We start from the raw sequence: 24,482 nt of genomic DNA on the forward strand, positions 1-24,482 counted from the left end.
GCCTCAACCCCCATGCCATTGGGCATCGGGATCGGGTAAGTGCCATTGCGAAAGTAGGTGTCGGCATAGTTCAGGCCGACCGCCACATGACGCAGACGCACCTGGCCCGGACCGGGGTCGCCGACTTCAACGTCCTCATAACGCAGGACTTCAGGACCACCGGTTTCGTAAAAGCGTACGGCTTTAGCCATTTTTCTTATTCTCCAATCTGCAATATGGGCGTGTTGCATCGAATTGCGCTGATTGGACTGTAGGACCAGGCCTGTTGAGACGCTTCTCATCAGACGACAATGGCTTTTCATTTGGTGACAGGCGGGGCGGCTTCCTCCTGGGTGCCAGTGCTCGGTTCCTTGGTCTTTTCGCCAGCGGCAGGCACGGCCGGGTTGCTGAATCCGGCCTTGGCGTTTTCCGCCTTGGTCTTGTGGATATCGCAGCCCTGCAACTCGCTCACCTGGGTGCAACCGGACTTTTCCAGCTGCTGGCGGTACTTGTCGTTGATGGCATGGGCCGGGGATTGCACCAGCAGCAAAATGGCCAGTGCCGGCAGGATACGGTTGTTCATGGCAGACCCTTTCCAATCGAGATGTTCTGACACCCACAATAGCCTGTCCCGCCGCCACCTGCGCTATCATCGCCCGCCTCTGAGCCCTCAAGAGTCTTGACCCCGGATGTCCGCAACGCTGCCCCTGCCCGACGCTCAATCCCTGCCCCCGGTCCTCGCCGGCCCGCTGCTGCGGCGGCTGGAGCCCACACGACTGGTGATGTGGCTGGTGGGGTCCCGTGCGCTGGAACTGACCTTGCGTTTGCAGGGCGTTGCCGATATCCGTCTCGACGCCGGGCACTGCACGGTGATTGCGGTGGGCACGCACGCCTTCGTGCATTTGATCGATGTGTCATTGGACGCTGCCCTGCCCTTTGACCAACGTATCGAATACGACCTGCTGCTGGAAGACGGCAAAGGCATCGCCGATTGGGCGCCGCATTTGCTTTACAGCGAGGCGGATTGCCCGAACTTCGTCCTGCGCTCGCGCATCGATCAGTTGCTGCACGGTTCCTGCCGCAAGCCCCATCACCCGGCGACCGACGGCTTGCTGTGCGTCGACAACCTGTTGGCGCAAGCACACGAAGCCAAGGATCGTCCGGCGCTGCTGATGATGAGTGGCGATCAGGTGTACGCCGACGATGTCGCCGGGCCGATGCTGCGGGCGATACATGGCCTTATCGAGCGCTTGGGTTTGTTCGGCGAGCATCTGCAAGGTGCCGTGGTCAGCGACAGCGCCGAGCTGTACGGCCACGCGGCGTGCTACTACCACCGCGCCGACTTGCTGCCGGCACTCAAGAGCAACGAAACCCTGCGCGATCGCTTTTTCGGCGGTGCGCGCAAGCCGATTTTCACCAGCAGCAGTGCCGACAATCATCTGGTGACGTTCGCCGAAGTCATGGCCATGTACCTGCTGGTCTGGTCGCCGACCCCATGGTCGCTGATCGCGCCAAAGCCGCCAAAACTGATCAAGGAACGTCGTGAACGCTATGCGCTGGAACAGGTGCGCATCGACGGTTTCAAGGCTGGTCTGGGCCGCGTTGCGCGGGCATTGGCGCACGTGCAGACGCTGATGATTTTCGACGACCACGACATCACCGATGACTGGAACCTCTCTGCGCAATGGGAAGAAACGGCCTACGGCCATCCGTTCTCCAGACGCATCATCGGTAATGCGCTGATCGCCTACATGCTGTGCCAGGGCTGGGGCAACAATCCGGACGCCTTTGTCGATGTCGTCGAGAAGGCCCGTGCATTCAGCGACACCGGGCACGACCGCTATCTCGACAGCGACGTCCAGGACCGGTTGATCGATGAACTGTTGCGTTTCCAGCATTGGCATTACGTGCTGCCCACCACGCCGGCCATGGTCGTGCTCGACACCCGAACCCGGCGCTGGCGCAGCGAGATGAACCTCAAGCAACCCTCGGGCCTGCTCGACTGGGAAGCCCTCAGCGAATTGCAACAGGAACTGTTGGATCATCCGTCGGCGATCATCGTCTCACCGGCGCCGGTGTTCGGTGTGAAACTGATCGAAACGGTACAACGGGTGTTCAGCTGGTTCGGCTATCCGCTGTTGGTGGACGCGGAGAACTGGATGGCCCATCGCGGCGCGGCCCAGGTGATCCTGAACATTTTCCGCCACTCGCGCACACCGGGTAATTACGTGGTGCTGTCGGGCGATGTGCATTATTCCTTCGTCTACGAAGTGCTGATTCGCCATCGCAAGGCTGGGCCGCGTATCTGGCAGATCACCAGCAGCGGCATCAAGAATGAATTTCCGCCCACGTTGCTGGAATGGTTCGACCGACTCAACCGCTGGATGTATTCACCGCGCTCACCGCTGAACTGGCTGACCAAACGTCGGCGCATGCGCATCGTGCCGCACGTTCCGGAGCATGCTGAAGCAGGTGAACGACTGTGGAATTGCGCCGGCATCGGCCAGGTGTTCTTCAATGAACAAGGACAGCCGCAGGAAATTTATCAGCACAACGCCAATGGCTCCCCAAAGACACGCATGGTGGCTCCCGAGACAGAAGATTGAAAACCGGCTGATTTCCATTTCATTTGGTGTCGCTCATGGACCTCACCCGAACCCTGATCATCGGTAACTCAGGTTCCGGCAAGAGCTGGCTGGCGCAACGGCTCGCCGAGCAATTGTGCGTGCCATGGGTCGATCTCGATCAGATTCACTGGCTATCCGACGAACACAGCATCCCCCGCCCCCGCGCCGAAGCCCTGGGCATGGCGCGCATCGTCGCCGATGATCCCTGCTGGGTGATCGAAGGGGTTTATGGCTGGATCATCAGCGAACTGCTGCACCGCGCAACAGCGCTGATCTGGTTGTGCATTGAAGATGAAGCTTGCCTCGCCAATATCCGCCAGCGCGAAGTCAACGACGACGAGCGATCGATGGCGTTGCTGGAGTGGGCCGCAAGCTATCGAACACGTGATGGGTCCAGTGGGTTTGTGGCGCATCAGCGGTTGCTGGACGGATTTGCCGGTTTCCGAATCCAGTTGACCACTCAGACTGAAATCACGGACTTCCTCAGTGCGGTTCGAAACCCGCATTGATCATTCTTTCAGCGTCTTTCTCCAAATCGGAACGGGACTACAGCTCCTACAGAAACGTCTCTTGTCAGGGCATTAGATACTCAGCGTCTATCTGAATGAGGAGCGGGTGATGCGAGTTCTCCAGTGGTTGCTGAATCGTAGGAAGAGGAACAAGAAAACTCTGGATAGTCCCGAAGTGTTCGATGAAACGACTTATCTTTTAAGCTCCAAAGCCAACGCTGAACGATTACTCAAATCGCTCGAACACTTGCGAAATCGCCCGACTCACGCCCCTGACAATCATCTCCACCTCCCGCTCATCGATGGTCAACGGTGGCAGCAGGCGGATGATTTGTCCGCGTGTGACGTTGATCAGCAAGCCGTGGTCCCGGGCGGCGATCAGGCTCAGGTCGCGGATCGGTTGTTTCAGTTCGATGCCGATCATCAGGCCCTGACCGCGGATCTGCGCGACGTTCGGATGGCCCGCCAATTCTGTGCGCAATCTTTCGAGCAAATGCTCCCCTTGAAGCCGGGCGTTCTCCAGCAGCCCTTGTTCTTCGACAATATCCAGCACGGTGCAACCGACGCGGCAGGCCAGCGGATTGCCGCCGAACGTACTGCCGTGGCTGCCCGGGGTAAAGAGCTCTGCGGCCCTGCCACGGGCCAGACAGGCACCGATGGGCACGCCGTTGCCGAGGCCTTTGGCCAGGGTCATGACGTCCGGCACGATGCCTTCGTGCTGAAAGGCGAACCACTGTCCGGTACGACCGATCCCGGTCTGGATTTCGTCGAGCATCAGCAACCATGAACGCCGGTTGCACCGTTCGCGCAGCGCCTTGAGGTAACCGGGCGGCGCCAATTGTACGCCGCTTTCGCCCTGGATCGGCTCCATCAGGATCGCCACGATCCGCGAGCCATGCGCTTGCTGCACCTGGTCGAGCGCTTGCAGGTCGCCGAACGGCACCTTGACAAAATCACCCGGCAATTTGTTGAAGCCCAGACGCACGGCCGGGCCATCACTGGCGGACAACGTGCCGAGAGTTCGACCATGGAAAGCGTTCTCCATGACCACCACCAACGGTTGCTCGATGCCTTTGTGCCAACCATGCAACCGGGCGATTTTCAGCGCCGTCTCGTTGGCCTCGGCCCCGGAGTTGTTGAAGAACACCCGGTCCATCCCTGCCAGCCGCGTCAATTTTTGCGCCAGCCGTTGTTGCCAGTCGATGCTGTAGAGGTTGGACGTATGCAGCAGCAATCCGGCTTGTTCACTGATGGCGGCAACGATTTTCGGGTGGGAATGGCCAACGTTGGTCACGGCCACACCGGCCACCGCATCCAGATACTCACGACCGGCCTGATCCCACAGGCGTGTGCCCAGGCCTTTGTTGAAACTCAGGGCCAAGGGTTGGTAAGTGCTCATCAGGCAAGCGGCGGTCATGACATCAAGCTCCAGCAAGGGTCGGTGTTTTTGCAGTATGGTTAGCCACCTGAGCTGGATAAACGCCTCAAAACTTCAATCATTTAAAAGCCGAGCTTGATAATGGATTTATTCCAGGCAATGAGTGTTTACGTGAAAGTGGTGGAAACCGGCAGCATGACCGCCGCGGCTTTTCAGTGCGAAATGTCCACGACCATGGTCGGCAATCACCTCAAGGCACTGGAACAGCGTCTGGGTGTGCGCCTGATGCACCGCACCACGCGGCGTCAGCGACTGACCGAATTCGGTGCCGCGTATTACCAGCGTTGTCTGGAAGTGTTGGGACTGGTGGCGGATTCCGAGCGGCTTGCAGAACAGGCCCTCGACGAACCGAGCGGCATCTTGCGCATCACCGCTCCCTTGACCTTCGGCACCGAGCGGCTGGCACCGGCGCTGAGTGAGTTCAGCCTGCAAAACCCGCGGGTGAAGCTTGATGTGGTGCTGACCAACCGCCGTCCGGACCTTCTGGAGAACGGCCTGGATGTGGCGTTTCGACTCGGCGCACTGGAACCCTCAAACCTGATCGCCCGCCCGCTGATCGACTACACCCTGACCATGTGCGCCTCGCCGCAATATCTGGCCCGCCGGGGCACACCGCAAACACCTGAAGACCTGCGACAGCACGATTGTCTGTCGTTTGCCTATCCGGCCGGGGATGACTGGCAGTCGGTGCAAAAGGAATGGCGTCTGGCCGGACCTGATGGCGAAGTCAGCGTGGGAGTCAGCGGGCCGATGCTGATCAACAGTTCGGCCGGCCTGCATCAGGCGGCGCTGACGGGTATGGGCATCGTGATGATGCCCGACGCGCTGGTCGAAGAAGACCTGCGGCAAGGAAACCTGCTGGCATTGATGCCGGATTACTGCCCGCCCAGCCGTCCGATGCATCTGGTTTACCCGCAGGATCGCCACCGTTTGCCGAAATTGCGCCGCTTCGTCGAATTCGCGGTACAGAAGTGGGGCAAGCACTCCTGACGCTTACCTCCCCTCCTTCACCAGCACCGGTTTTTCCTGATAACGCTCGGGAAACAGCTGCTTGAGCTGCGCCACTTTCGGCAGGTCATTGATCACGATGTAAGGATAGGTCGGGTGCTCGGTGAGAAAGTCCTGATGCTCTTCTTCGGCCGGGTAGAAACCGTTGTAGCTTTCCAGCTTGGTCACGATCGGTTTGTTGAAGGACTTGGCCGCGTCGAGCTGGGCAATGTAGGCCTGGGCGATTTTTTGCTGCTCGGCGCTTTTGGTGAAGATGGCCGAACGGTACTGAGTCCCGGTGTCCGGCCCCTGGCGGTTGAGTTCGGTCGGGTTGTGGGCGACTGAAAAGTAGATGTGCAGCAAGGTGCCGTAACTGACCTGGCTCGGGTCGTACGTCACTTCGACAGATTCCGCATGGCCGGTATTGCCGTCGCTGACGCGCTCGTACTGCGCCGTGTCGGCTGCACCACCGGCGTAACCGGAAACCGCATTCTTCACCCCTTTGACGTGTTGAAACACCCCTTGCACGCCCCAGAAACAACCGCCGGCGAACACCGCGGTTGCGCTGCGGGCCTGAGTGACTTCATCGAGCGCTGGCGGCGCAATCACCACCGCTTCTTCGGCACCACCCAAGGAGAACGCCGAGCATGGGCCGATAACGCTAACGGTGGCCAGGGCCAGCAGCGCACGACGCCAGGTGAGCAGGTTTTTCATGTAAGCAACTCCAGAATGATTCAAAGGGCAGGCAGGCAAAAATCAGACGGTTTTGGGCACGAACTTCATCGCCAGTCCGTTCATGCAATAACGCAGGCCTGTCGGTTTCGGGCCGTCATCGAAGACATGGCCCAAATGCCCGCCGCAACGTCGGCAATGCACCTCTTCGCGGACCATGCCGAAAGTGCGGTCCTGTCGAGTGGCCACAGCCTTGTCCAGTGGTGCCCAGAAGCTCGGCCAACCGGTGCGACTGTCGAACTTGGTGGCCGAGGAAAACAGCGGCAGATCGCAACCGGCGCAGGTGAACGTACCGTCACGGTGTTCGTTGTTCAGCGGGCTGCTGTAGGCGCGTTCGGTACCTTCTTCGCGAAGGATTTCGTACTGCTCGTCGCTGAGGATCGCGTGCCATTCGCTATCAGTGTGGGTCACTTCGAACGCCTCGGCCGCGTTGACCTCGCTGATCAACGCCGAGCCTGTGGATAACTTCGGCAACAGGCCGATCGCCAGGGCCGTGACCCCGAGCCCGCTGCTCGCTACAAGAAATTGCCGTCGTGAAAACATGCTTGTCTCCCAAAACCAGGGGTGTTTCATGGAACACAGCCTAGGCTTTGGGTGATCGCCAAATCCTCACAGTAAGTTAAACAATTCGTGATAACTCGGGCGCTGGAAAACCCGCACAATGCGCTCATTGCGCCGAAGGATTGAGCTGGATGGAACAGACTAAACGCGTCCTCGTGGTCGAGGACGATACGCACATCGCCGACCTCATTTGCCTGCATCTGCGTGATGAGCAATTCGAGGTGGTCCACAGTGCCGATGGCAATGAGGGCATGCGCCTGTTGCAGCAAGGCAACTGGGATGCGTTGATCCTCGACCTGATGCTGCCCGGTGTCGATGGCCTGGAAATCTGCCGCCGCGCCCGGGCCATGGCCCGCTACACGCCAATCATCATCACCAGCGCTCGCTCCAGCGAAGTGCACCGGATCCTCGGCCTCGAACTGGGTGCCGATGATTACCTGGCCAAGCCGTTTTCCATGCTGGAACTGGTGGCGCGGGTCAAAGCCCTGTTGCGCCGGGTCGATGCGATGGCGCGCAACCTGAAGATGGACGCCGGCAGCCTGAACATCGACGGCCTGGCCATCGACCCGATCACCCGCGAAGTGGCGCTGGACGGTCGGCGGCTGGACCTCACACCCCGTGAGTTCGACTTGCTGTACTTCTTCGCCCGTCAGCCCGGCAAGGTGTTCTCGCGCATGGACCTGCTCAATGCCGTGTGGGGCTACAGCCACGAAGGCTACGAGCACACGGTCAACACCCACATCAATCGCCTGCGCGCCAAGATCGAGACTGACCCGGCGCAACCGGTGCGCATCCTCACGGTATGGGGGCGTGGCTACAAATTCGCCACCGGGGAGGAACCGCAGCCATGAGGTTGACGCTCACACAGCGCCTGTCGCTGGTGTTCGCCGTGTTGTTGCTGGTGTGCTGCGGCACGTCCGCGTGGATGCAGGTGCGCTCCAACCAGATGCATGAACAGGAAGTGGTGCAAGGCTTGTCCCGCGACCTGGCGCAACACATCGCCAATGACACGGTGCTGATGGACACCCAGGGACTGATGCCCAATGCGGTGCGCGATCTGTTCAGCAAGCTGATGCAGGTCAACCCGAGTGTCGAGGTGTACCTGCTCGATACCGAAGGCAGGATTGTTGGCAGCGCCGCGCCCGAAGGCCGGATTCGTCGGGAGAAAGTTGATCTGGCACCGATCCAGCGCCTGCTGCGGGGCGACCCGCTGCCGATTGCCGGGGACGACCCGCGCAGTGTAGAGACCCGCAAGGTATTCAGCGCCGCGCCCCTGAAGGTCGATGGCAAACCCGCCGGTTACCTCTACGTGGTCCTGCTCGGCGAAGACCACGATCGGCTGGCCGAACGCGGTGCCACCAGTGCCGCACTCAACACCGCCCTGCTGTCCATCGGTTTGGTCGCGCTGCTGTGCCTGATTGCCGGTCTCACCGCGTTTGCCCTGATCACCCGGCCGTTGCGCCGTTTGACCGAAACCGTCAGCCAGTTCGACATTGACGGCGTCCCGGTCACCCCGGCCCTGCCCGTTACCGTAGAAAAAACCGCCAGCCACGATGAAATTGCCATCCTCGACGCCACGTTCCGGCAGATGCAGGCACGCCTCGGCGAGCAGTGGCGCTCGCTGACCCGCCAGGATCAGGAGCGCCGTGAACTGGTGGCCAATATCTCCCATGACTTGCGCACGCCATTGGCCTCACTGCACGGCTATCTGGAAACCCTGTCGCTCAAGGACGCGACGCTGTCCCCCGCCGATCGCCGCCGTTATCTGGGCATTGCGCTGGATCAGAGCCGCAAGGTCGGTGGGCTGGCGCAATCACTGCTGGAACTGGTGCGGCTGGAACATGGTTTTGTGCAGCCGGTGCTGGAGCGGTTTTCCCTGACCGATCTGGCCCAGGACATTTTCCAGAAGTTCGAGCTCACCGCCGAAGCGCGCGAGGTCGAATTGAAGGCCACCTTTGCCCCGAACGTCTCGGTGGCGTGCGCGGATCTCGGCTTGATCGAACGGGTGCTGACCAACCTGTTCGACAACGCTCTGCGCCATACCCCACAAGGTGGCGAAATCGAACTTGGCTTGCGCCCGCTAGGCTCGTTTATCGAAGTGACCGTCAGCGATACAGGACCGGGGATTGCCCCGCAATTGCGCGACGGGTTGTTCCTGCGCCCGTTCAATATCGGCGGCGCACGGCGTGATGGCGGGTTGGGTTTGCGAATCGTGCATCGCATCCTGCAATTGCACGGGCGCGATATCCAGTTGATCGATGTGCCGGGACGCGGGGCGACCTTTCGGTTTTCGTTGCCGATTGATGAAGAGACAGCGACTGCGTTGGCGGTGCGTTCGATGAACCTCAATACACCGGGGCAGGCTTGAGAATTGGCTTGCCAGCGATTTTGATCGTTCCCACGCTCCGCGTGGGAATGCCTCAACGGACGCTCCGCGTTCGGCTCTGGCAGGGACGCGGAACATCCCGGGCTGCATTCCCACGCAGAGCGTGGGAACGATCACATCGCGAGCAGGCTCGCTCCTACAGGGGATCGCGATTATCCAGCAAGGCAAAAAAACGACCAACCGCCCGTTGCTCCGTGACAACGCCGCCCCGGTCCAATAGATTAGGCGACCTGAAAAAGCCCCCGTGCTTTCTCGCCCCTATTCAAGCTGAAAAAAGTAGTGAAATTTCAATGTCCGATTCCAATACCGCTGAATCCGTAGTCACCTTGTCGTCCAAAGCGGAATACGAAAACTCCATCAATCTTTCACAACACGTGCCCCAGGCCAAAACCATCAGCGAGATGGTGCTGGACGCTTTCCAGTCCACCCGCGAAAGCGACCAGATCCGCGAGCTGCGCGCCGCGATCCGTCAGGCCCACGACAGCTTCGACGATGACAAGGCGTACGAACTGATGGGCCAGCTCAAGCAGCTCAAGGACGCCGAAGCCGCCGACATCGCCGCGCTCGAAGACCTGAGCAGCAAATTCCCGATCAGCCGCATCCTGTCCAGCTTCAAGGATGACCCGGCGTTCCAGGAAATTGTCTACGGCCTGGCGCTGAAAGTGCTGAACCAGACCCACCAGGCCATCAGCAACCCGAGCGGTGGCAAGAGCAAGGCTGCCAAGGCCAAGAAAGAAGTCGAAGTGTTCACCATCAGCAAGGACGGCATGAGTGTGACGCTGCCGCTGCGCACCCCGCGCTCGCGTTTGAGCGTCGACCGTGAAGCCCTGGAATTCCTCGGTTTCAGCTTTGTTGGCGAAGGCGATGAAGCCGAGCTGGAAAACGAGACATTCCTGGACAATGCCGGCAGCGAACAAGCGGTCAACCGCAAGAACATCATCACCGCCCTGCAACAGCAGACGGCGTTCGACGGCTATAGCATCACCGCTCAATAACCTGATACCCCATTATTTGTGGCGAGCGAGCTGGCTCGCGTCGGGCTGCGCAGCGGCCCCCGGAATTTGACGGCACTTACAGATTTTCGTGAGTGCAGCGCACTCAAGCACAAGCCAGCTCCTTCGCCACCGTCACCTCAGCGACTCACTTAGCGCCCCGCCCTCGTGCGGGGCTTTTTATTGCCCGCGATTGCGGCGAATCCCCGATTACTCTTCCAGTATCAACGCCAGAACACCACTTCCCTTCCCCCTTCTGCACCACGGGTCCGTCTGCGGGAAGCGTCAACTCAGTTTCCAGCCCAAGACCTCAGCGGTGCGACTGCCGAGGTCATCATGAACACGCTCCCTCTCTACCGTCAGCTGGCCAATCATTATCTGGACGCGATCCGTAGCGGCACCCTGAAAACCGGCGAGCGCCTGCCTTCGATACGGCTGATGATGGAAAAACACGCCGTCAGCCTGTCGACCGCCGTGCAGGTGTGCCGGGAGCTTGAGGACTATGGCGTGCTGGAAGCGCGACCGCGCTCGGGCAATTACATTCGCCAGCCGGATACGCCAAAACAATCCGCGCCGATCACCCTGCTCCCGCCACTGGATACCGGGGTGTATGTCGGCATCCATGAGCAAGTGTCAGCGGTGCTCAAAGCCAGTCAGCGGGCGACGATCAAGGTCAACCTGGCCAGCGCCTATTGCGCACCTCAGCTCTATCCGTTGAAGACCTTGCAGGACAACATGATCAAGACTTTGCGCCAGGATCAGCACCTGCTCGACACCACCGGTTCGACCAGCGGCAACAGTACGCTGCGCAGCGTCCTTGCCCGCCGGATGCTGACCGCCAAGACCCATCTGACAGCCGAACGCATTGTCATCACCAACGGCGCCACCGAAGCGATCAACCTGGCCCTGCGTGCCGTGACCCACCCCGGTGATACCGTGGCCGTGGAATCGCCAACCTTCTACGGCTTGCTGCAAATTCTCGAAAGCCTGAACCTGCGGGTGCTCGAAGTCCCCGCCTCGCCCCATGCGGGAATTCATCTGCCGGCCCTTGAACATTTGCTGCAAGGGCCGGAGCGGATCAAGGCGCTGATCGTCATGCCCAACCTGCACAATCCGCTGGGCAGCATCATGCCCGACAGCCACAAGGCCCGACTGGTGAAACTCTGCGCCGAGCACGATACGGTGCTGATCGAGGACGACACCTACGGTGACTTGGTGGACACCGAGCAACCGCTGTCCACCCTCAAGCACTGGGACCGCAGCGACAATGTGATCTATTGCGCTTCGCTGAACAAAACCCTGGCCCCGGGCCTGCGCCTGGGCTGGATCAGTGCGGGGAAGTGGCACGACCGCGTGGAAATGCTCAAGCACACCCAGACCCGCGGCTGCGAGAAGCTGTCACAGCTGGCGGTCAGTGCGTTCATGGGCACACCTTCCTACGAGCGCTATCTGCGACGTTTGAGAAAAACCCTGACCCAACAGCGCCAGCAAATGAGCGCAGCGATCCTGCGCTACTTTCCCGAGGGTACCCGAGTGACCAATCCGCAGGGTGGCACGTTGCTGTGGGTGGAATTGCCTGTGCAGTATTCGTCCATGGCGCTTTTTCATGAAGCGCTGGACGTCGGCATCCAGATTTCACCTGGGGATATCTTTTCCAACGCCAAGCGGTTCAGGAACTTTCTGCGTATTGGCTGTGGGACGCCGTATTCGCCGCGGATCGATGAGGCACTGGGGACGTTGGGGAACCTGCTCAAACTTCAGGGCTGATCCAACCTCTGTAGGAGCACGGCTTACCGGCGATGGCGTCAGCACATGCAACATTGCTGTGTCTGACACACCGCTATCGCGGGCAAGCCTTGCTCCTACAGGTCAGGGGTGAGCTTTAGATCGGGGTCTGGTGCAGGCTGATGATATGCGGGTCATCATTCCAGTGCGGGAAGCGCTCGGCGATCAGCGGGTCGTGGCCGGGGATGACGTGGTCTTCGCTGTCGGCCAGGCGGTCGATTTCACTGAACGCTTCAAGGCTTTGCGCCAGGTCATCGATGATCGGAAACGGGCTGCGTTGGCGAATGTTGACCCACAGATGCGCGGCATCCGACGCCAGCACAATCCAACCACGCGCAGTATTGACCCGCACCACCTGACTGCCCGGCGTGTGGCCACCCACGGCGTGCAAGGTCACGCCGGGCATGACTTCAACCGTGCCGTTGTGCAAACGCATCCGCCCTTCGAACAGCGGTGGCAGGGCCGACATCACGTCCTCGACTTCGTAGGTTTTGTTCACCGTGTGATGGGCCATCTTCGGCCCGGTGCAGAAGCGCAATTCAGCCTCCTGCAAATGCACCGTGGCTTTCGGAAACAACCCCAGATTGCCGGCATGATCCCAATGCAAATGCGTGAGGATCAGGTGCTCGACCTGCGCCGGATCGATGTCCAGTTGGCGCAGGGATTCTTCCGGCAGGCGATACATCTGGCGATTGCGGCGATCCGCCGTGGCCGGCTGGAAACAGGTGTCGACCACGATCACCTGTTGCTCGTTGCGGATGACCCAGAAGTAATAATCCAGCGGCATCGGCGCATTCGGATCGCCGCAGCAGGCGTCGTAGAGAAAATTCTCTCGGGCGGTGCGTTGGGCATTGGCGCCGACGCGGATGGCGAACACTTCGTACACAGGAACGGACATGCACACCTCCGGATTCAAGCCGCTGCCGTAGCTTTGAGGGTTGGACGAAAATCAAAGTCGATCTGCTCGCTGATGCCCAGATCGCGGGCCAGTTTATGCAGGCCACTGTAGTCGCGCATGATCGTCGCGTTCTTGTTGCTCTCGCGGGTGTCGGCAATGATCAACGCCGCGTCCTCGACGCCCAATTGCGTCAGGATCGCCTCCCACATCGAGTAGTCCTGGGCTATAAAAGCACTCAGCGCCACCGACAGGTTGCGGGCGAAAAATTCCCGCTGGACTGGCTGCATATTGGCGTACATGACCTTGGCCACCTCGGCCAGCACCTTGCTGTGGGCATATTCGTCGCGGTTATGCAGTTCGGCGACGCGGCGGTTTTGTGGCTGGATGGTCTGGTCATCCGCCAGCAGGTCGAGGTAGGCATTGACGCTGATCTCGGCCACCACCGCGAACGTGATCGCCGCCAAGTCCCGTTGCCATTGCTCAGGCAGCTCTTCGCACAAGGCTTTCAGGCGCAGGTAAGTGACTGACGGTGGCAAGTCCAGATCCTGAACCAGTGCGCGGTCGAGTTTTGTTCGTTCGATAGCGCGCAGGTGCATCAGCGTGTGGTAGTGCTCGTCGATCAGCGTCTGTTGCATGGCCTCGCGAAAATGCCAGTCGTCCTTGCCCAGGTACTGATTGGCGATGACGCTCAGCGCCGGATTCACCACGTGTTCCTCGGCGGTCACGGTGCGCAGGTTGTAGCCGATCCAGCCCCAGGTCACCACGCTGCTTTTGAGTTCATCACTCAAGGCCTGGAATGCCGGGTGATGGAAAAACGGCACCATGCATTCTGGATAATCAGGGCGCGACGGATCGAACACTTCGTTGACCTGGGCTTTGTCCGGCGCACACACCGTGGCGCGTTTGGTCCAGGCCTGATTGAGCCGAACGATCAGTTGATGATCGACTTGGGCAATCTCGATTGCTGTTTGCATGACGCAATACCTGTAAGAAGCGCACCCGCGAGGGGTACGCCTGAAGAATGAAGGGCAACGGAAAAATCAGGCCAGCCAGTAGCGGGTGAGGTTGCGCGCCGGGTCAGTGTATCGGCTGCGGGCGTGAATCATCCGCCAGTTATCCCAAATCAGCAGGCACCCGTCGGGAATCAGCACCGGGGTGTTGTGCTCGACAAAGTAGGCCTCGCCGAGCGCCGCAAACCTGGCCAGTGGCGACGTGCCGTTGGCGACCTGCGACTGCTGTAACGCTTCCTTCGAAGGGTTCACGTCGCCATAGTGAAACTGGTTGTAGCTGAAGCGAAAAATATCGCCGTCTTCGGTCGGGGTGAGGATGTACTCCCTGACTCGGGTTTGCGCCGGCTCGCCAGGCTTGGCGGTGGCGACAAACTCCACGGGCGTGTCGTCGAGCCATTCGCGCAGTTGCGGTTCGGAGCGCTCGAGGGACTTGAGAAATTCATAACCGTCCACCAGCCCCGTGTGCCCGCCACCGCAGGTGGCCTGTTTATGGCAATGCAACGCCAGATAACGGGGCGGCGGGCCATAGACCGGCGCTTCGGTGTGCGGGCCGATGCCGTTCATGCTCTGGGAGTACGGCAACGCTTCATACCCTGGTTTGCGGGTGATGGCGAAGGCGACCTGACCGTTGAACTGCGGAATGACCTGACCGAACTCGTGCAGTGTTCCTACAACATCGTGAGCAAATTCCCCGGGGGTGAGCACCGTCCAGCCCTGCGCCGACAATTGTTGATGACGATGGCCCAGTGAAACATAAGGTGTAGACGCGACTATCCCTTGATCTGACATGGCGAAGTTCCTGGCTGTTGTTCAGGCGTTGACGGTTGAGGTGTAAGCGGCGATCAAATCGCGGCAGGCATTGCCCGGTCGGTAGGACTGCTCGTCGATGCATTGCACCGGGGTGATTTCAGCGGCAGTGCCGGTGAGAAAACACTCATCGAAGGCGCCCAGGTCGCTCGGCAGGATCGTCCGTTCGACCACTTGATAATCCAGCGCCTTCGCCAGTTCGATCACGGTCTGCCGTGTAATGCCGTTGAGGAAACAGTCCGCCACCGGCGTGTGCAATGTCCGGTCCTTGACGAAAAACACATTGGCACTGGTGGCTTCGGCAACGTGCCCGCGCCAGTCGAGCATCAAGGCGTCGTGGTAGCCGTTGTTCTCAGCGTCATGCTTGCTCAACGTGGCGATCTGGTAGTGCCCGGAGGCCTTGGCTTCAAAGGGGCTGCTGTTGGGTGGCGGTCGACGCCAGATCGCGGTTTTCAAGCGAATGCCGGCCATGCGTGCCGCCGGGTCGAAATAGCTCGGCCATTGCCAGCAAGCGATCGCCACATGCACGCGATTGAAACGTGCCGAGGTGGAAATCATCTCGCTGCCGCGCCACGCGACCGGTCGCAGGTAACCTTCGACCACACCGTTGCGTTGCAGCAGTTCGTGGCTCGCCGCTTCCAGCTCAGCGGGCTCAAACGGCAGGGCAAAGTCCATCAGTTGCGCCGAGCGATACAGCCGTTCGGTGTGCTCGCGCAGCTTGAAGATTTTTCCGTTGTACACGCGCTCCCCTTCATACACCGTGCTTGCATAATGCAAGCCGTGAGTCAGTACATGCAGGCGCGCTTCGGACCACTCGACAAATTCGCCATCGAGCCAGATCCATCCTTCGCGCTGATCAAACGGGATACCGCTCATGTCCTTATCTCCTGTAAATCGTCCTACGCCGTTTGCAGCAGGACCGGTATCAATTCGGGGCTTGCCTGGGCTTCGCTCTGAAAGAAAAACGCCCGCTCGCCAAACGCCGGACGCAGGTCGTCGAACCAGGTCACGTGCGGATCGAAGTGCGCATAAAAGGTGCGCAACACCCACTGCGGATCGCGCGCCTGCAGGAACTGCAGCACGAAGACTTTTTCGCCGGCGACGGTTTCGATGCCGTTGATCAACACCTTGCCGTAGAAGGTGCTCATGGACGGCCCGCGCACGGTTCGCGCCAGTCCGGAGACCGTGCGATAGGCCGCCTGAAAAATCTCGAAGGCCCTGGCCAGCGGCATCGCGAAGTAATGGCTGGGGCCGGTGTCGCGCTCGACGAACATGTAATAGGGCACCGCACCGAGTCGTACGCCTTCGGTCCAGAGGTCCGCCCAATCGGCCGGGTTTTCGTTGATGTGGCGGATAACCGGCGCCTGCATGCGCAGCGTTGCCCCCGTGCTGCGAATGCGTTCAACGGCTTGGCGCGCGATGTCCTGACGGATTTCCACCGGGTGGTTGTAGTGCCCCATGATCGACAGGTTTTTCCCCGCCGCCACGATGCGCCGGAACAGCTCCAGCAGGTCGGGCGCATCCTTGTCGCTGACGAAGCGCTGCGGCCAATACGCCACCGATTTGGTGCCGATGCGGATGCTCTTCAGGTGTGGCAAATCCAGCAATGGCTCGATGTAACCGGCCAGCGAACGGGTGTTCATGATCATCGGGTCACCCCCGGTGATCAGCACATCGGTAACTTCGCTGTGTTGCTGCAGATAGCTCACAAGCTCCTGGGATTCACGGGCATTGAACTTGAGTTCTTCCTCGCCGATGAACTGCGCCCAGCGGAAACAGAACGTACAGTAGGCGTGACAGGTCTGACCGGCACCGGGGAAAAACAACACGGTCTCACGGTACTTGTGCTGAATGCCCGCGAGGACTTTTCCGTCGAGCGTCGCGCTGTTGTGCGTCAGTTGCCCGGCCGGGTGCGGGTTCATGCGCAACCAGATCGCTTCGATACGACGCTTGATCGCCGCGGGATCGTCCAACTCGATCAGCTGCTTGAGCGAGGCGTACTCCTCCGGCAGCAACATGTCCTTGTGCGGAAATGTCATGCGGAAAATCGGATCGTCCGGAATGTTGTCCCAATCGATCAGCGTCCCCAGTACATAGTCGTTGGTGCGAAATGGCATGACCCGCGCCACGACGCTCATGGCTTCCTGCAATGCCGGGGTCAACCTGTCCCAATAGGGCGTGTCGCGAATGGTGCGTGCGTTATAGGGTTTGTATCTTTCCTGCTCCAACATTCCTTGCATGGCAGCGCTCCTGGTGTTTGCCCTGACGATTGCTACACGACGGCCGGCGCTTTGCGCTCCAGGTCCATCCATGCGCGAACGCTGTCGCGATCCCACTGACGACGGACATACGCCGCCAATCGCGCAGGCACCTCGTCACCGTTGGCGACCAGGCGGTTGAGCATGATTGCCAGGTCGGTGTCGGCGATGCTCCAGTCACCGAACAGATGCTCGGCCCCCTCCTCCAGCAAACGGTCGGCCACGAACAACAGGCGCTCGGCAGCGGCCCGGGCTTCGTCGGACAGTGGCGTGTCTTTCTTGCCGAAATACACCAGGTCAAACGGACGCTCTTTGCGTACCACCAGCAGATCACTGCGCAGCCAGGCCTGCAGCTGACGGGCACGGGCACGCTGCTTGATGTCTTTTGGGTAAATGCTTTTTGAACCTGGAGCGAGTTCTTCCAGATATTCGGCAATGGCCGAAGATTCCGACAGCGCAAAACCTTCGTGAACCAGCAGCGGAATTTTGCAGGTCAGCGAAAGATCACGATAATGATCCTGATAATTATCACGGGCTTTCAAATCCACCGTCACCAGATCAAATGAAAGTTGTTTTTCCTTTAACGCCACATAAGCCGACATTGCAAAAGCACTGACATAATCCGCGCCGAGATACAGTTTTAAGCTGGTACTTTCCATGGAACGCTCCCTTGCACTAAACACATTAATCCGTTGCATTTGAAGCGATCGTAGTAAGTTGATTAAGCGCTGAACAGATACAGAAATTATCTGTTTCTATCGATACAGAAATTCGTGGCGTGTTATTCGCCAGCAAGCATTTTTGGGGTACGCAAAAACGAAAAAGGGAGTCAGCGTAGGCGGACTCCCTGGTGTGCAGCAGACGGGAAATTATAGCTGGCGGGGGATCAGGCCAACGTGGTCGGCATGGTTGGACAACAACGCCATCTGCGGCATGTTGCTGAGGTTGAGCATGGTCAGCGGCTCGGTGGCGCTGGAGTTGACGAAGCCATGCTGCGTCCAGGCGGGCACCAGCAATACATCGCCTGGGCCAACGTCTACCTGCTCGGCCTCGCCCAGCGACAACGCGCCGCTGCCGGACTGGATGATGAACAGATGCCACCAGGCATGGCAATGGCCGTCGAGCGTTGACCCCGGCACCAGCCATTGCATGGAGACCGCCATGCCGGGTGTCAATTGGCAACCGTCGATATGACTTTCGTGGGCCAGCGCAACAATATCGATGTCACTGGCTTCAAGCGCCTGACGCATATCGGCAAGTTCGGCACCTTTCCATACCCGGGGTTTTATCGGTTGCCGATCCAGACTCTGGCGAAAGTCCTTATATGAAAAAAACGCACCCTGAACGTTATTCATTTTTCCGTTTCCAACTTATTCTGCCGAATGGAGTCAACCGACCTTAGGCGAACATTTCAACAGTGTAAAGTCGAACAACTTCACTTATAACGCCGATGGTCTCAACGCCACGATCATATCAACTTCAATCGCTGCATTTTTTGGCAACTGATAAACACCGACCGTGGTGCGTGTATGTTTACCGGCATCACCCAGCACGTGGCTGAAGACATCCGACGCACCATTGGCGACATCGCTGAGATCGACGAAATCCTCCGTGCACCTCACATACACCGTTACCCGAACCAGCGACTTGATCTTGTCCAGCGAGCCAATGGCATCAACGATCAAAGCCAATCCGCGGATCGCACTGATGCTCGCGGCCGCTTGCGCATCCGCCATGTCGAGGTCGCGCCCGACCCGCCCCGTGTAGTGCATTTTGCCGTTCATGCGCGGCACCAGACCGCTGATATACAGTTCGTCGTGGTGACGAATCAACGGCGCGTAATGACCGCCAACGGTGTTCTCGCCGTAGATGTCATAGTCGAATTCCCGCGCCAGAGCGATGAAGCGCTCATCACAGGTCATGTGTTGAATCATTTACTGAACCCTCTTGATCAATACTGCATGAAACATCGATCGCTACCACTTGCCCCACGCCTCACCCCACTGCCCTGGCCGGTGCTGCCAGAGGGGTGATCCCGACCTTTGATTCAATGGCCTCGGCCAGACGCGACAGGTCCAGGCTGAGCTGCTCGTACCGCTCGTTGAACAACACGATGTGGCCGATGAACGAGAAGTTGTCCTTCACCAATGCGCTCACTGAATCACCGATGCGCTTGCTCAGCACGGCTTCCACCAGCTCGATATTCAGCGCCCGGGCGAGGGCCTGGACGTCCGGAACATCGCGCAGCAGGCCACTGGTGTTCGCTCTCAACAGGCGGATGCCGCAGTAGCCGCGCGCGACTGGATCATGGCTATCGACCTGACCTTCCACCGCCCAGCGAACCCAGCGCTCCCACGGGTCGAAGTCGATGAACGCCTTACGCGCCAGATCCCAGATATGCATGCCGCCGGGGCGCATGTTGGTTTCCACGGCCGAGGTGCGGTGGTTGGCCCTGTGGAAAACTTCGTTGTGCCAGGCTCCGTTGTCCTGCGACACCAGCCCAGCCATGTGGCGGCCGGCGGCCATCAGCCGAGCCTGGGCATCGGCCGCCAGCGGCGCAGGCACCACTTGTTGGATCTCGGCACGGTAGGCACCATCGGTGGTGGTTTTTTCGGTGATCCAGGTACTTCCGGCGACATAGTCCCAGCTGTACTCCCGAGCGTTCTGGATCAGCTCTTCGAGCACGATGCCGCCCTCGCGATAGGGCTTGAGAGCCTGCCAGGCTTCGTCGCATTCGGACGGATGCCGGATAACCCGGCAGCCTCGGCTGGCGCCTTCGCAGGCGGGTTTGATGAAAGCTTTGCCGCCCAGCTCAATCACCCGCTGGCGCAGCTCCGGCAGGCTTTCGATACGGGTCGAAACGATCGGCCGATAGTCCTCGGGTGCCACCGTGGCGCAGGCTTCGAGCTGGCGGAAAATCTGTTTGTCCAACCCCGCCCGTGCCTCGGCCGGGGTAATGCCCGGCAGGCCGAAATGGTCGGCCAGCGCCGCACCGAGCAGCACGCCGCGATCGGAAAACGGCAGGACGCCGATCAGCTTCCAGCGATCGGCATTCAGGCAACCGACTACCAGTTCAAGCGAGGCCGACACGTCTTTCTCGGCCAGCGATGTCGTGCAAACGTGATCAGCGACCTGTTCGTCCTGGGGCTGGATCTGCTCGACCAGCAGGATCAGCCTCGCGTTGTACAGCGACTTGCACAAATCGCGCAGCTTCTGGATATCGTGAACCCGACTGCCGTTGTACCCCACCACTACTACGCACGAAGTCGTATTCATAAAACCCCCGACTTGCAAAGTGAAAACCGAAACGGCGATGACTCAGTCATGCAGCGACGCGATTGATTTACGGTTGAGCCCGTACCAGACCATGATCCCGGCGGCGCCAATGGCGGCCAGCACCAACGCGTTGTACGGCGGTGGCATGACCCGCATGATCAACACGGTCAGACCCGCACCGACGCCCAGCGACACTTCCTTGACGAACATGTTGTTCTGCTTGACCGAGAAGTAATCGAGATGACTGAACGCGCATTCGGCGATGGACAACAACGCCACCCAGACCAGTGCGCCGGCCAGGGTTTCGACGTGGAATGCGGCAGGCGAAGACAGCACCGCAAAACCGCCGACGATGATGGCGATCACCGTCAGCACCTTGAAACGCCCGGTGCTCTCGATCAGTTTCATGACCGGTACTTGCGCGAACACCACCACGGCGCTGTTGAGGATCAGCATCAAGCCGTACCAGGTCGGCAGTTCGCCGGTCTTGAGCAGGATTGCTTGCGGCAGGATCGAGAACACCCCAAACAACTTGATGCCCATGATGATGCCGGCGATGACCCACGGCAGCTTGTTGCCCCAACCGCTGCCGTCCTTGCTGGCCGGGCGAGACACCGCGGCGTCGGTGGTGAAGGTCGCGCCCATGGCGATGGGCAGGCACAACAGGACGAAGGCGGCGGCGCCGAAGAAAAACATGCCCGGGGTCAACAGTGGCGACAGCAGGATCAGACCCGCCAACAGGCTGCCCATGTTCATGGCCACGCGGTTGTAGGCTGCACCCTCTTTAGTCTGTGCCGCTTCGCTCTTGATCAGGTAACCGGCAATCGCGATACCGTAGGCAAACAACGCCGCGGCAAACATGACAACGCCCTGGTTGCTGGTGACCGCCAGCAGCACCAGGCCGGCGGCGGCGCACAGCAACGTAACGCTCAAGGAACGGCGACCGAGCACCAGCAAGGTCAGCGGCAACAGCAGCAACAAGGCCCGATAGCCGAGGGCCAGAATGCTGTTGGTGGCGGTATCGAGCCAGACGTTGGCCTTGCCCAGCACCGCGAACAACGCCACGGCCGTGATGATTCGAATGGTGAACAACCGCAGGTTGATCACCGGTTTCGCCACGACGGCGGTTGTTTCTACACTCATGCAGCACCTCTTGAACCTGGTTGACTGAACGACCGGCAAAAGGTCGACAATCCATAAACACTCCAAAGCGATAGTAGAAAGAGATGCTTGTCTTGATCAGAGCAAGTTCGTATAGAATCAAACGAACTTTACTGCCGGAGAGACCAGTAAAATGCAGGCTCAGCGCGCAGTGATCGCCGCCATCGAGTTCCAGCAGGGTGTGCCGCTGGTGCAGCAGATCGTCGATCAATTGACCGTAGCAATCAGCCAGGGCGGCCTGCCCCACGGCTCCAGGCTGCCCCCGATTCGCGAACTCTCAGACTTGATGCACGTGGGCAAATCCACGGTGGTCGACGCCCTGGACCGCTTGCGGGCCAAGGGCCTGGTGGTTTCACGCCAGGGCTCGGGGCACTACGTGCACCGTTCCAGCAGCACCCTCCCGGCCAACGCCGGGCCGGACCTGCTGCCTCAGGACACCCTCAGCGTGGTCCGCCGCGCCGTGCTGCTGGACAATGGCGCACTGCGCCCGGGGGCGGGTTTTCTGCCCTCCTCGTGGCTGCCTGCCGAAGAACTGCTCAAAGCCGTACGCGGCACACTGCGCGCCACCACCCTGCGCATGGGTGAATACGGTAACGCCAGCGGTTACCTGCCACTGCGTCAGGCCCTGCGGGTGAAGATGGCGACCCTGGGCATCGAGGCGCCGGTAGAGCAGATCATCACCACCGCCAACACCGTCCAGGCCATCGACATGCTGATGCGCCTGCTGGTCAAACCCGGCGACACGGTGCTGCTCGACGATCCGTGTTATTTCACGATGCACACCAATCTGGCCTGGCACGGGGCGAAGGTCATCACCATTCGCCGCGAATGCGACGGAATGGACCTGGACGCCTTGGAGCAACTGCTGATCGCCCACCGTCCCGTGCTCTACATGACCAACAACGCGCTGCACAACCCGACCGGGCATTCGTTCACCTCGGCGCAGGTTTATCGCTTGCTGGAGTTGAGTCACCGCTACAACTTCCACATCCTCGAAGACGACCTGTACTGCGACATGCAGCAACGCCGAACCCCTCGCCTGGCTGCGAGCGGGCTGGACAATGTGTCTTACGTCTCCGGGTTCTCCAAGACCCTGACCGCCAACAGCCGCGTCAGCTTCGCGGTGCTCTCCCCGCAACTGGCGGCGCGGATGGTGACCCTGAAAATGGCCTGCGGCGGCATGACCTCGGAAATGGCCGAGCAGATCATTTGCACCATGCTCAGCGATGGCAGCTATGCCAAACACATGCGCCGCACCGTGGACCGGCTCTATGAATCGAACAGCCGGGTGGCAGCGTGGCTGGCTGAAGCCGGGTGTTCGGTGTCGTCCCTGCCAGGAGAAGGGTTGTACATCTGGACGCGATTGCCAGAGGGATACAAAGCCGAATGCCTGGCCAGAAAGGGTCTGGAAATAGACCTGGTACTGGCACCGGGGACCTTGCTCAGCAAAGCGGCGGACGCCAATCAGTTCCTGCGATTCAACGTGGCGCACAGTGATCACGTGCAAGTGCGGGAGCGGTTTTTCCGGTTGTTGGATAAGCCATACAAATAACCATCCCCCCTCCGCGAGGGAGCGGGCTTGCCCGCGAAGAGGCCGTCACAGCTAAGATTCTTGTCGCCTGACACATCGCCATCGCGGGCAAGCCCGCTCCCACAGGGTCCGCGCTGTATCCGATACTCGATCCAGTAGAAGGCACCCAACAAAAAGCCCCGCTCTTCTCTCGAAGGCGGGGCTTTTCGCTACAGCATCTGAATCTTAAGGCGCGTACGTCAGCAACAGCTCTGCCGGCACTTTGAAGTCCAGGGACATCATCACACTCAAGGCGGTAATGGTGAAGATCGAGAACACGAACAGCTTGCGTGCCCAGACCGTGTCATCCACTGCCTTGTAGCCGGTCCAGGCCATGTACAACCAGTACATGCCCATGGCTGCGGCGACGGCGAGGTAGCTCATGCCGGCGTAGCCGCTGAAGGTCAGCATCAGGGTCGCCACGAGGAAGGCCAGGATGTAGAGCAGGATGTGCTTCTTGGCCACTTCGATCCCGCGCTTCACGGGCAGCACCGGAATCGATGCGGCCAGGTAATCGTTGAAGCGGAAGATCGCGATGGCGTAGGAATGCGGCATCTGCCACAGGCTGAACATCACCAGCAGGGTCAGCGCGGCCATGTCGAAGGTGTTGCTCACCGCGACGTAGCCGATCACCGGCGGCATGGCGCCCGACAGACTGCCCACCAGCGTGCCGTGAACCGACTTGCGCTTGAGGTACAGACTGTAGAAGCCGACGTAGATCACGAAGCCGATGACGGCGAACAGAGCGGCCAACGGGTTGGCCACCTTGTACAACAACGCAACGCCGAGAACACCCAGGACGGTCGCATAGATCAGGGCCAGTTTCAGGGAGATGAGGCCCTGGACCAGCACCCGGTTCTTGGTGCGTTCCATCTTGATGTCGATGTCGCGGTCGATGCAGTTGTTGAAGACGCAACCGGAGGCGACGACCAGGGACGTGCCGATCATGGCTGCCAGAAACACGGCCAGATCGACATGCCCTTTCGAGGCCAGGAAAAACCCGCCTGCCACAGAAAGCACGTTACCGAAAATGATCCCCGGTTTGGTGATTTGGATAAAGTGCTTGAGCGACATCGGGTCTACCTCACTTCGCCATCATGTACGTGTGGATGCTGAACATGATCCACAGCGACAGGCCAACCAGCAGCACGATTACAATCGCCGTGAAGACGAAGGCGATCACGTTGTTACGCTGAGCAATGGAACGGTCCAGGTGCAGGAAGTAATACAGGTGAACGATCACCTGGATCACTGCGAACAGCAGAACGATTGCCAGCGTGGTGGCCTTCGGCAGGCTCGGGTACATCACCAGACCGAACGGGATGACGGTCAGGATCACCGACAGGATGAAGCCGATGGCGTACGACTTGACGCTGCCGTGGCCAGCATCATGGCTGTCATGGGAGTGTGCATTAGCCATTACAGGGTCCCCATCAGGTAGACAACGGTGAAGACGCAGATCCAGACCACGTCCAGGAAGTGCCAGAACAGGCTCAGGCAGCTCAG

24 protein-coding genes and 2 pseudogenes are annotated in these 24,482 nt (G+C 59.8%); 8 read left to right on the forward strand and 18 right to left on the reverse strand.

The window, feature by feature from the left end:
- Together D8V06_RS10835 and D8V06_RS10840 are read right to left on the reverse strand one after the other, a co-directional pair.
- A pseudogene (locus D8V06_RS10835) lies at positions 1-191 on the reverse strand (quinone oxidoreductase); the annotation flags it as partial.
- A gap of 107 nt (positions 192-298) precedes the next feature.
- A complete protein-coding gene (locus D8V06_RS10840) occupies positions 299-562 on the reverse strand; it encodes a hypothetical protein (RefSeq protein WP_130930954.1) in 264 nt (87 codons plus the stop codon).
- A gap of 106 nt (positions 563-668) precedes the next feature.
- Between D8V06_RS10840 and D8V06_RS10845 the strand changes: the two genes are divergently transcribed.
- Both D8V06_RS10845 and D8V06_RS10850 read left to right on the forward strand, forming a co-directional pair.
- Positions 669-2,585 (forward strand): alkaline phosphatase D family protein, encoded by a 1,917-nt coding sequence (locus D8V06_RS10845; protein ID WP_130930955.1) that lies wholly within the window; start codon positions 669-671, stop codon positions 2,583-2,585.
- A 35-nt stretch (positions 2,586-2,620) separates the two neighbouring features.
- Positions 2,621-3,115 carry an adenylate kinase gene (locus D8V06_RS10850; RefSeq protein WP_130905214.1) on the forward strand — a complete coding sequence of 165 codons (495 nt, stop codon included), beginning with the start codon at positions 2,621-2,623 and terminating at the stop codon, positions 3,113-3,115.
- Positions 3,116-3,341: 226 nt separating this feature from the next.
- Here D8V06_RS10850 and D8V06_RS10855 read toward each other — a convergent pair whose 3' ends face one another.
- The gene (locus D8V06_RS10855) at positions 3,342-4,532 is read right to left on the reverse strand and encodes an aspartate aminotransferase family protein (protein WP_130930956.1); all 1,191 of its coding nucleotides are present in this window, start codon (positions 4,530-4,532) and stop codon (positions 3,342-3,344) included.
- A 102-nt stretch (positions 4,533-4,634) separates the two neighbouring features.
- Here D8V06_RS10855 and D8V06_RS10860 point away from each other — a divergent pair, with 102 nt between their 5' ends.
- Complete coding sequence (locus D8V06_RS10860; protein WP_056855124.1) at positions 4,635-5,543, forward strand: LysR family transcriptional regulator; 909 nt, start codon at positions 4,635-4,637, stop codon at positions 5,541-5,543.
- A 3-nt stretch (positions 5,544-5,546) separates the two neighbouring features.
- On the opposite strand, the gene msrA is transcribed toward D8V06_RS10860, so the two are convergent.
- Both msrA and msrB read right to left on the reverse strand, forming a co-directional pair.
- Entirely contained in the window at positions 5,547-6,254 is a 708-nt protein-coding gene (gene msrA / locus D8V06_RS10865; protein WP_056855123.1) for a peptide-methionine (S)-S-oxide reductase MsrA, read from the reverse strand.
- Positions 6,255-6,296: 42 nt separating this feature from the next.
- The gene (gene msrB, locus D8V06_RS10870) at positions 6,297-6,815 is read right to left on the reverse strand and encodes a peptide-methionine (R)-S-oxide reductase MsrB (RefSeq protein WP_056855122.1); all 519 of its coding nucleotides are present in this window, start codon (positions 6,813-6,815) and stop codon (positions 6,297-6,299) included.
- A 149-nt stretch (positions 6,816-6,964) separates the two neighbouring features.
- Here msrB and D8V06_RS10875 point away from each other — a divergent pair, with 149 nt between their 5' ends.
- The 4 genes from D8V06_RS10875 (at position 6,965) to D8V06_RS10890 (ending at position 11,978) form a co-directional block, all read left to right on the forward strand.
- Positions 6,965-7,684 carry a response regulator transcription factor gene (locus D8V06_RS10875; RefSeq protein WP_130905211.1) on the forward strand — a complete coding sequence of 240 codons (720 nt, stop codon included), beginning with the start codon at positions 6,965-6,967 and terminating at the stop codon, positions 7,682-7,684.
- Entirely contained in the window at positions 7,681-9,201 is a 1,521-nt protein-coding gene (locus D8V06_RS10880) for a HAMP domain-containing sensor histidine kinase (RefSeq protein ID WP_130930957.1), read from the forward strand. Before D8V06_RS10875 ends, D8V06_RS10880 begins: the two co-directional genes overlap by 4 nt.
- 308 nt (positions 9,202-9,509) lie before the next feature.
- Positions 9,510-10,214 carry a hypothetical protein gene (locus D8V06_RS10885; RefSeq protein ID WP_056855119.1) on the forward strand — a complete coding sequence of 235 codons (705 nt, stop codon included), beginning with the start codon at positions 9,510-9,512 and terminating at the stop codon, positions 10,212-10,214.
- Positions 10,215-10,547: 333 nt separating this feature from the next.
- Positions 10,548-11,978, forward strand: coding sequence for a PLP-dependent aminotransferase family protein (locus D8V06_RS10890; RefSeq protein WP_130930958.1), 1,431 nt, complete (start codon positions 10,548-10,550; stop codon positions 11,976-11,978).
- 115 nt (positions 11,979-12,093) lie between these two features.
- Here D8V06_RS10890 and D8V06_RS10895 read toward each other — a convergent pair whose 3' ends face one another.
- From D8V06_RS10895 to D8V06_RS10940, 10 genes are all read right to left on the reverse strand, one after another.
- Positions 12,094-12,894 carry an N-acyl homoserine lactonase family protein gene (locus D8V06_RS10895; protein ID WP_056855117.1) on the reverse strand — a complete coding sequence of 267 codons (801 nt, stop codon included), beginning with the start codon at positions 12,892-12,894 and terminating at the stop codon, positions 12,094-12,096.
- Positions 12,895-12,908: 14 nt separating this feature from the next.
- Positions 12,909-13,868 (reverse strand): diiron oxygenase, encoded by a 960-nt coding sequence (locus D8V06_RS10900; RefSeq protein ID WP_130930959.1) that lies wholly within the window; start codon positions 13,866-13,868, stop codon positions 12,909-12,911.
- A gap of 66 nt (positions 13,869-13,934) precedes the next feature.
- Positions 13,935-14,693 carry a TauD/TfdA family dioxygenase gene (locus D8V06_RS10905; protein WP_130930960.1) on the reverse strand — a complete coding sequence of 253 codons (759 nt, stop codon included), beginning with the start codon at positions 14,691-14,693 and terminating at the stop codon, positions 13,935-13,937.
- A 21-nt stretch (positions 14,694-14,714) separates the two neighbouring features.
- Positions 14,715-15,587, reverse strand: coding sequence for a branched-chain amino acid aminotransferase (locus D8V06_RS10910; protein ID WP_130905205.1), 873 nt, complete (start codon positions 15,585-15,587; stop codon positions 14,715-14,717).
- Positions 15,588-15,610: 23 nt separating this feature from the next.
- Entirely contained in the window at positions 15,611-16,951 is a 1,341-nt protein-coding gene (locus tag D8V06_RS10915) for a 4Fe-4S cluster-binding domain-containing protein (protein ID WP_130905204.1), read from the reverse strand.
- Between the two features lie 32 nt (positions 16,952-16,983).
- On the reverse strand, positions 16,984-17,628 hold the full coding sequence (yfcF, locus tag D8V06_RS10920; RefSeq protein ID WP_056855112.1) for a glutathione transferase: 645 nt from the start codon (positions 17,626-17,628) through the stop codon (positions 16,984-16,986).
- Positions 17,629-17,838: 210 nt separating this feature from the next.
- Positions 17,839-18,324, reverse strand: a complete 486-nt coding sequence (locus tag D8V06_RS10925) for a cupin domain-containing protein (RefSeq protein ID WP_130908101.1) — start codon at positions 18,322-18,324, stop codon at positions 17,839-17,841.
- Between the two features lie 84 nt (positions 18,325-18,408).
- The gene (locus D8V06_RS10930) at positions 18,409-18,903 is read right to left on the reverse strand and encodes a RidA family protein (RefSeq protein ID WP_130908102.1); all 495 of its coding nucleotides are present in this window, start codon (positions 18,901-18,903) and stop codon (positions 18,409-18,411) included.
- Between the two features lie 61 nt (positions 18,904-18,964).
- Complete coding sequence (locus D8V06_RS10935; RefSeq protein WP_056855109.1) at positions 18,965-20,245, reverse strand: biotin carboxylase; 1,281 nt, start codon at positions 20,243-20,245, stop codon at positions 18,965-18,967.
- 42 nt (positions 20,246-20,287) lie between these two features.
- Positions 20,288-21,388, reverse strand: coding sequence for a hypothetical protein (locus D8V06_RS10940; protein ID WP_130930961.1), 1,101 nt, complete (start codon positions 21,386-21,388; stop codon positions 20,288-20,290).
- Positions 21,389-21,539: 151 nt separating this feature from the next.
- Here D8V06_RS10940 and D8V06_RS10945 point away from each other — a divergent pair, with 151 nt between their 5' ends.
- Positions 21,540-22,958 (forward strand): PLP-dependent aminotransferase family protein, encoded by a 1,419-nt coding sequence (locus D8V06_RS10945; protein ID WP_130905201.1) that lies wholly within the window; start codon positions 21,540-21,542, stop codon positions 22,956-22,958.
- Between the two features lie 204 nt (positions 22,959-23,162).
- Here D8V06_RS10945 and cyoE read toward each other — a convergent pair whose 3' ends face one another.
- The 3 genes and pseudogenes from cyoE to D8V06_RS10960 all read right to left on the reverse strand — a co-directional run.
- The gene (gene cyoE / locus D8V06_RS10950; protein WP_056855104.1) at positions 23,163-24,050 is read right to left on the reverse strand and encodes a heme o synthase; all 888 of its coding nucleotides are present in this window, start codon (positions 24,048-24,050) and stop codon (positions 23,163-23,165) included.
- Between the two features lie 10 nt (positions 24,051-24,060).
- The gene (cyoD, locus tag D8V06_RS10955) at positions 24,061-24,396 is read right to left on the reverse strand and encodes a cytochrome o ubiquinol oxidase subunit IV (RefSeq protein WP_007916940.1); all 336 of its coding nucleotides are present in this window, start codon (positions 24,394-24,396) and stop codon (positions 24,061-24,063) included.
- Positions 24,396-24,482, reverse strand: a pseudogene (locus tag D8V06_RS10960) (cytochrome o ubiquinol oxidase subunit III); the annotation flags it as partial. The gene cyoD and the pseudogene D8V06_RS10960, both read right to left, overlap by 1 nt.

Origin of the sequence: Pseudomonas sp. Sample_24 (assembly GCF_004307605.1) — a bacterium.
Taxonomy (GTDB): domain Bacteria; phylum Pseudomonadota; class Gammaproteobacteria; order Pseudomonadales; family Pseudomonadaceae; genus Aquipseudomonas.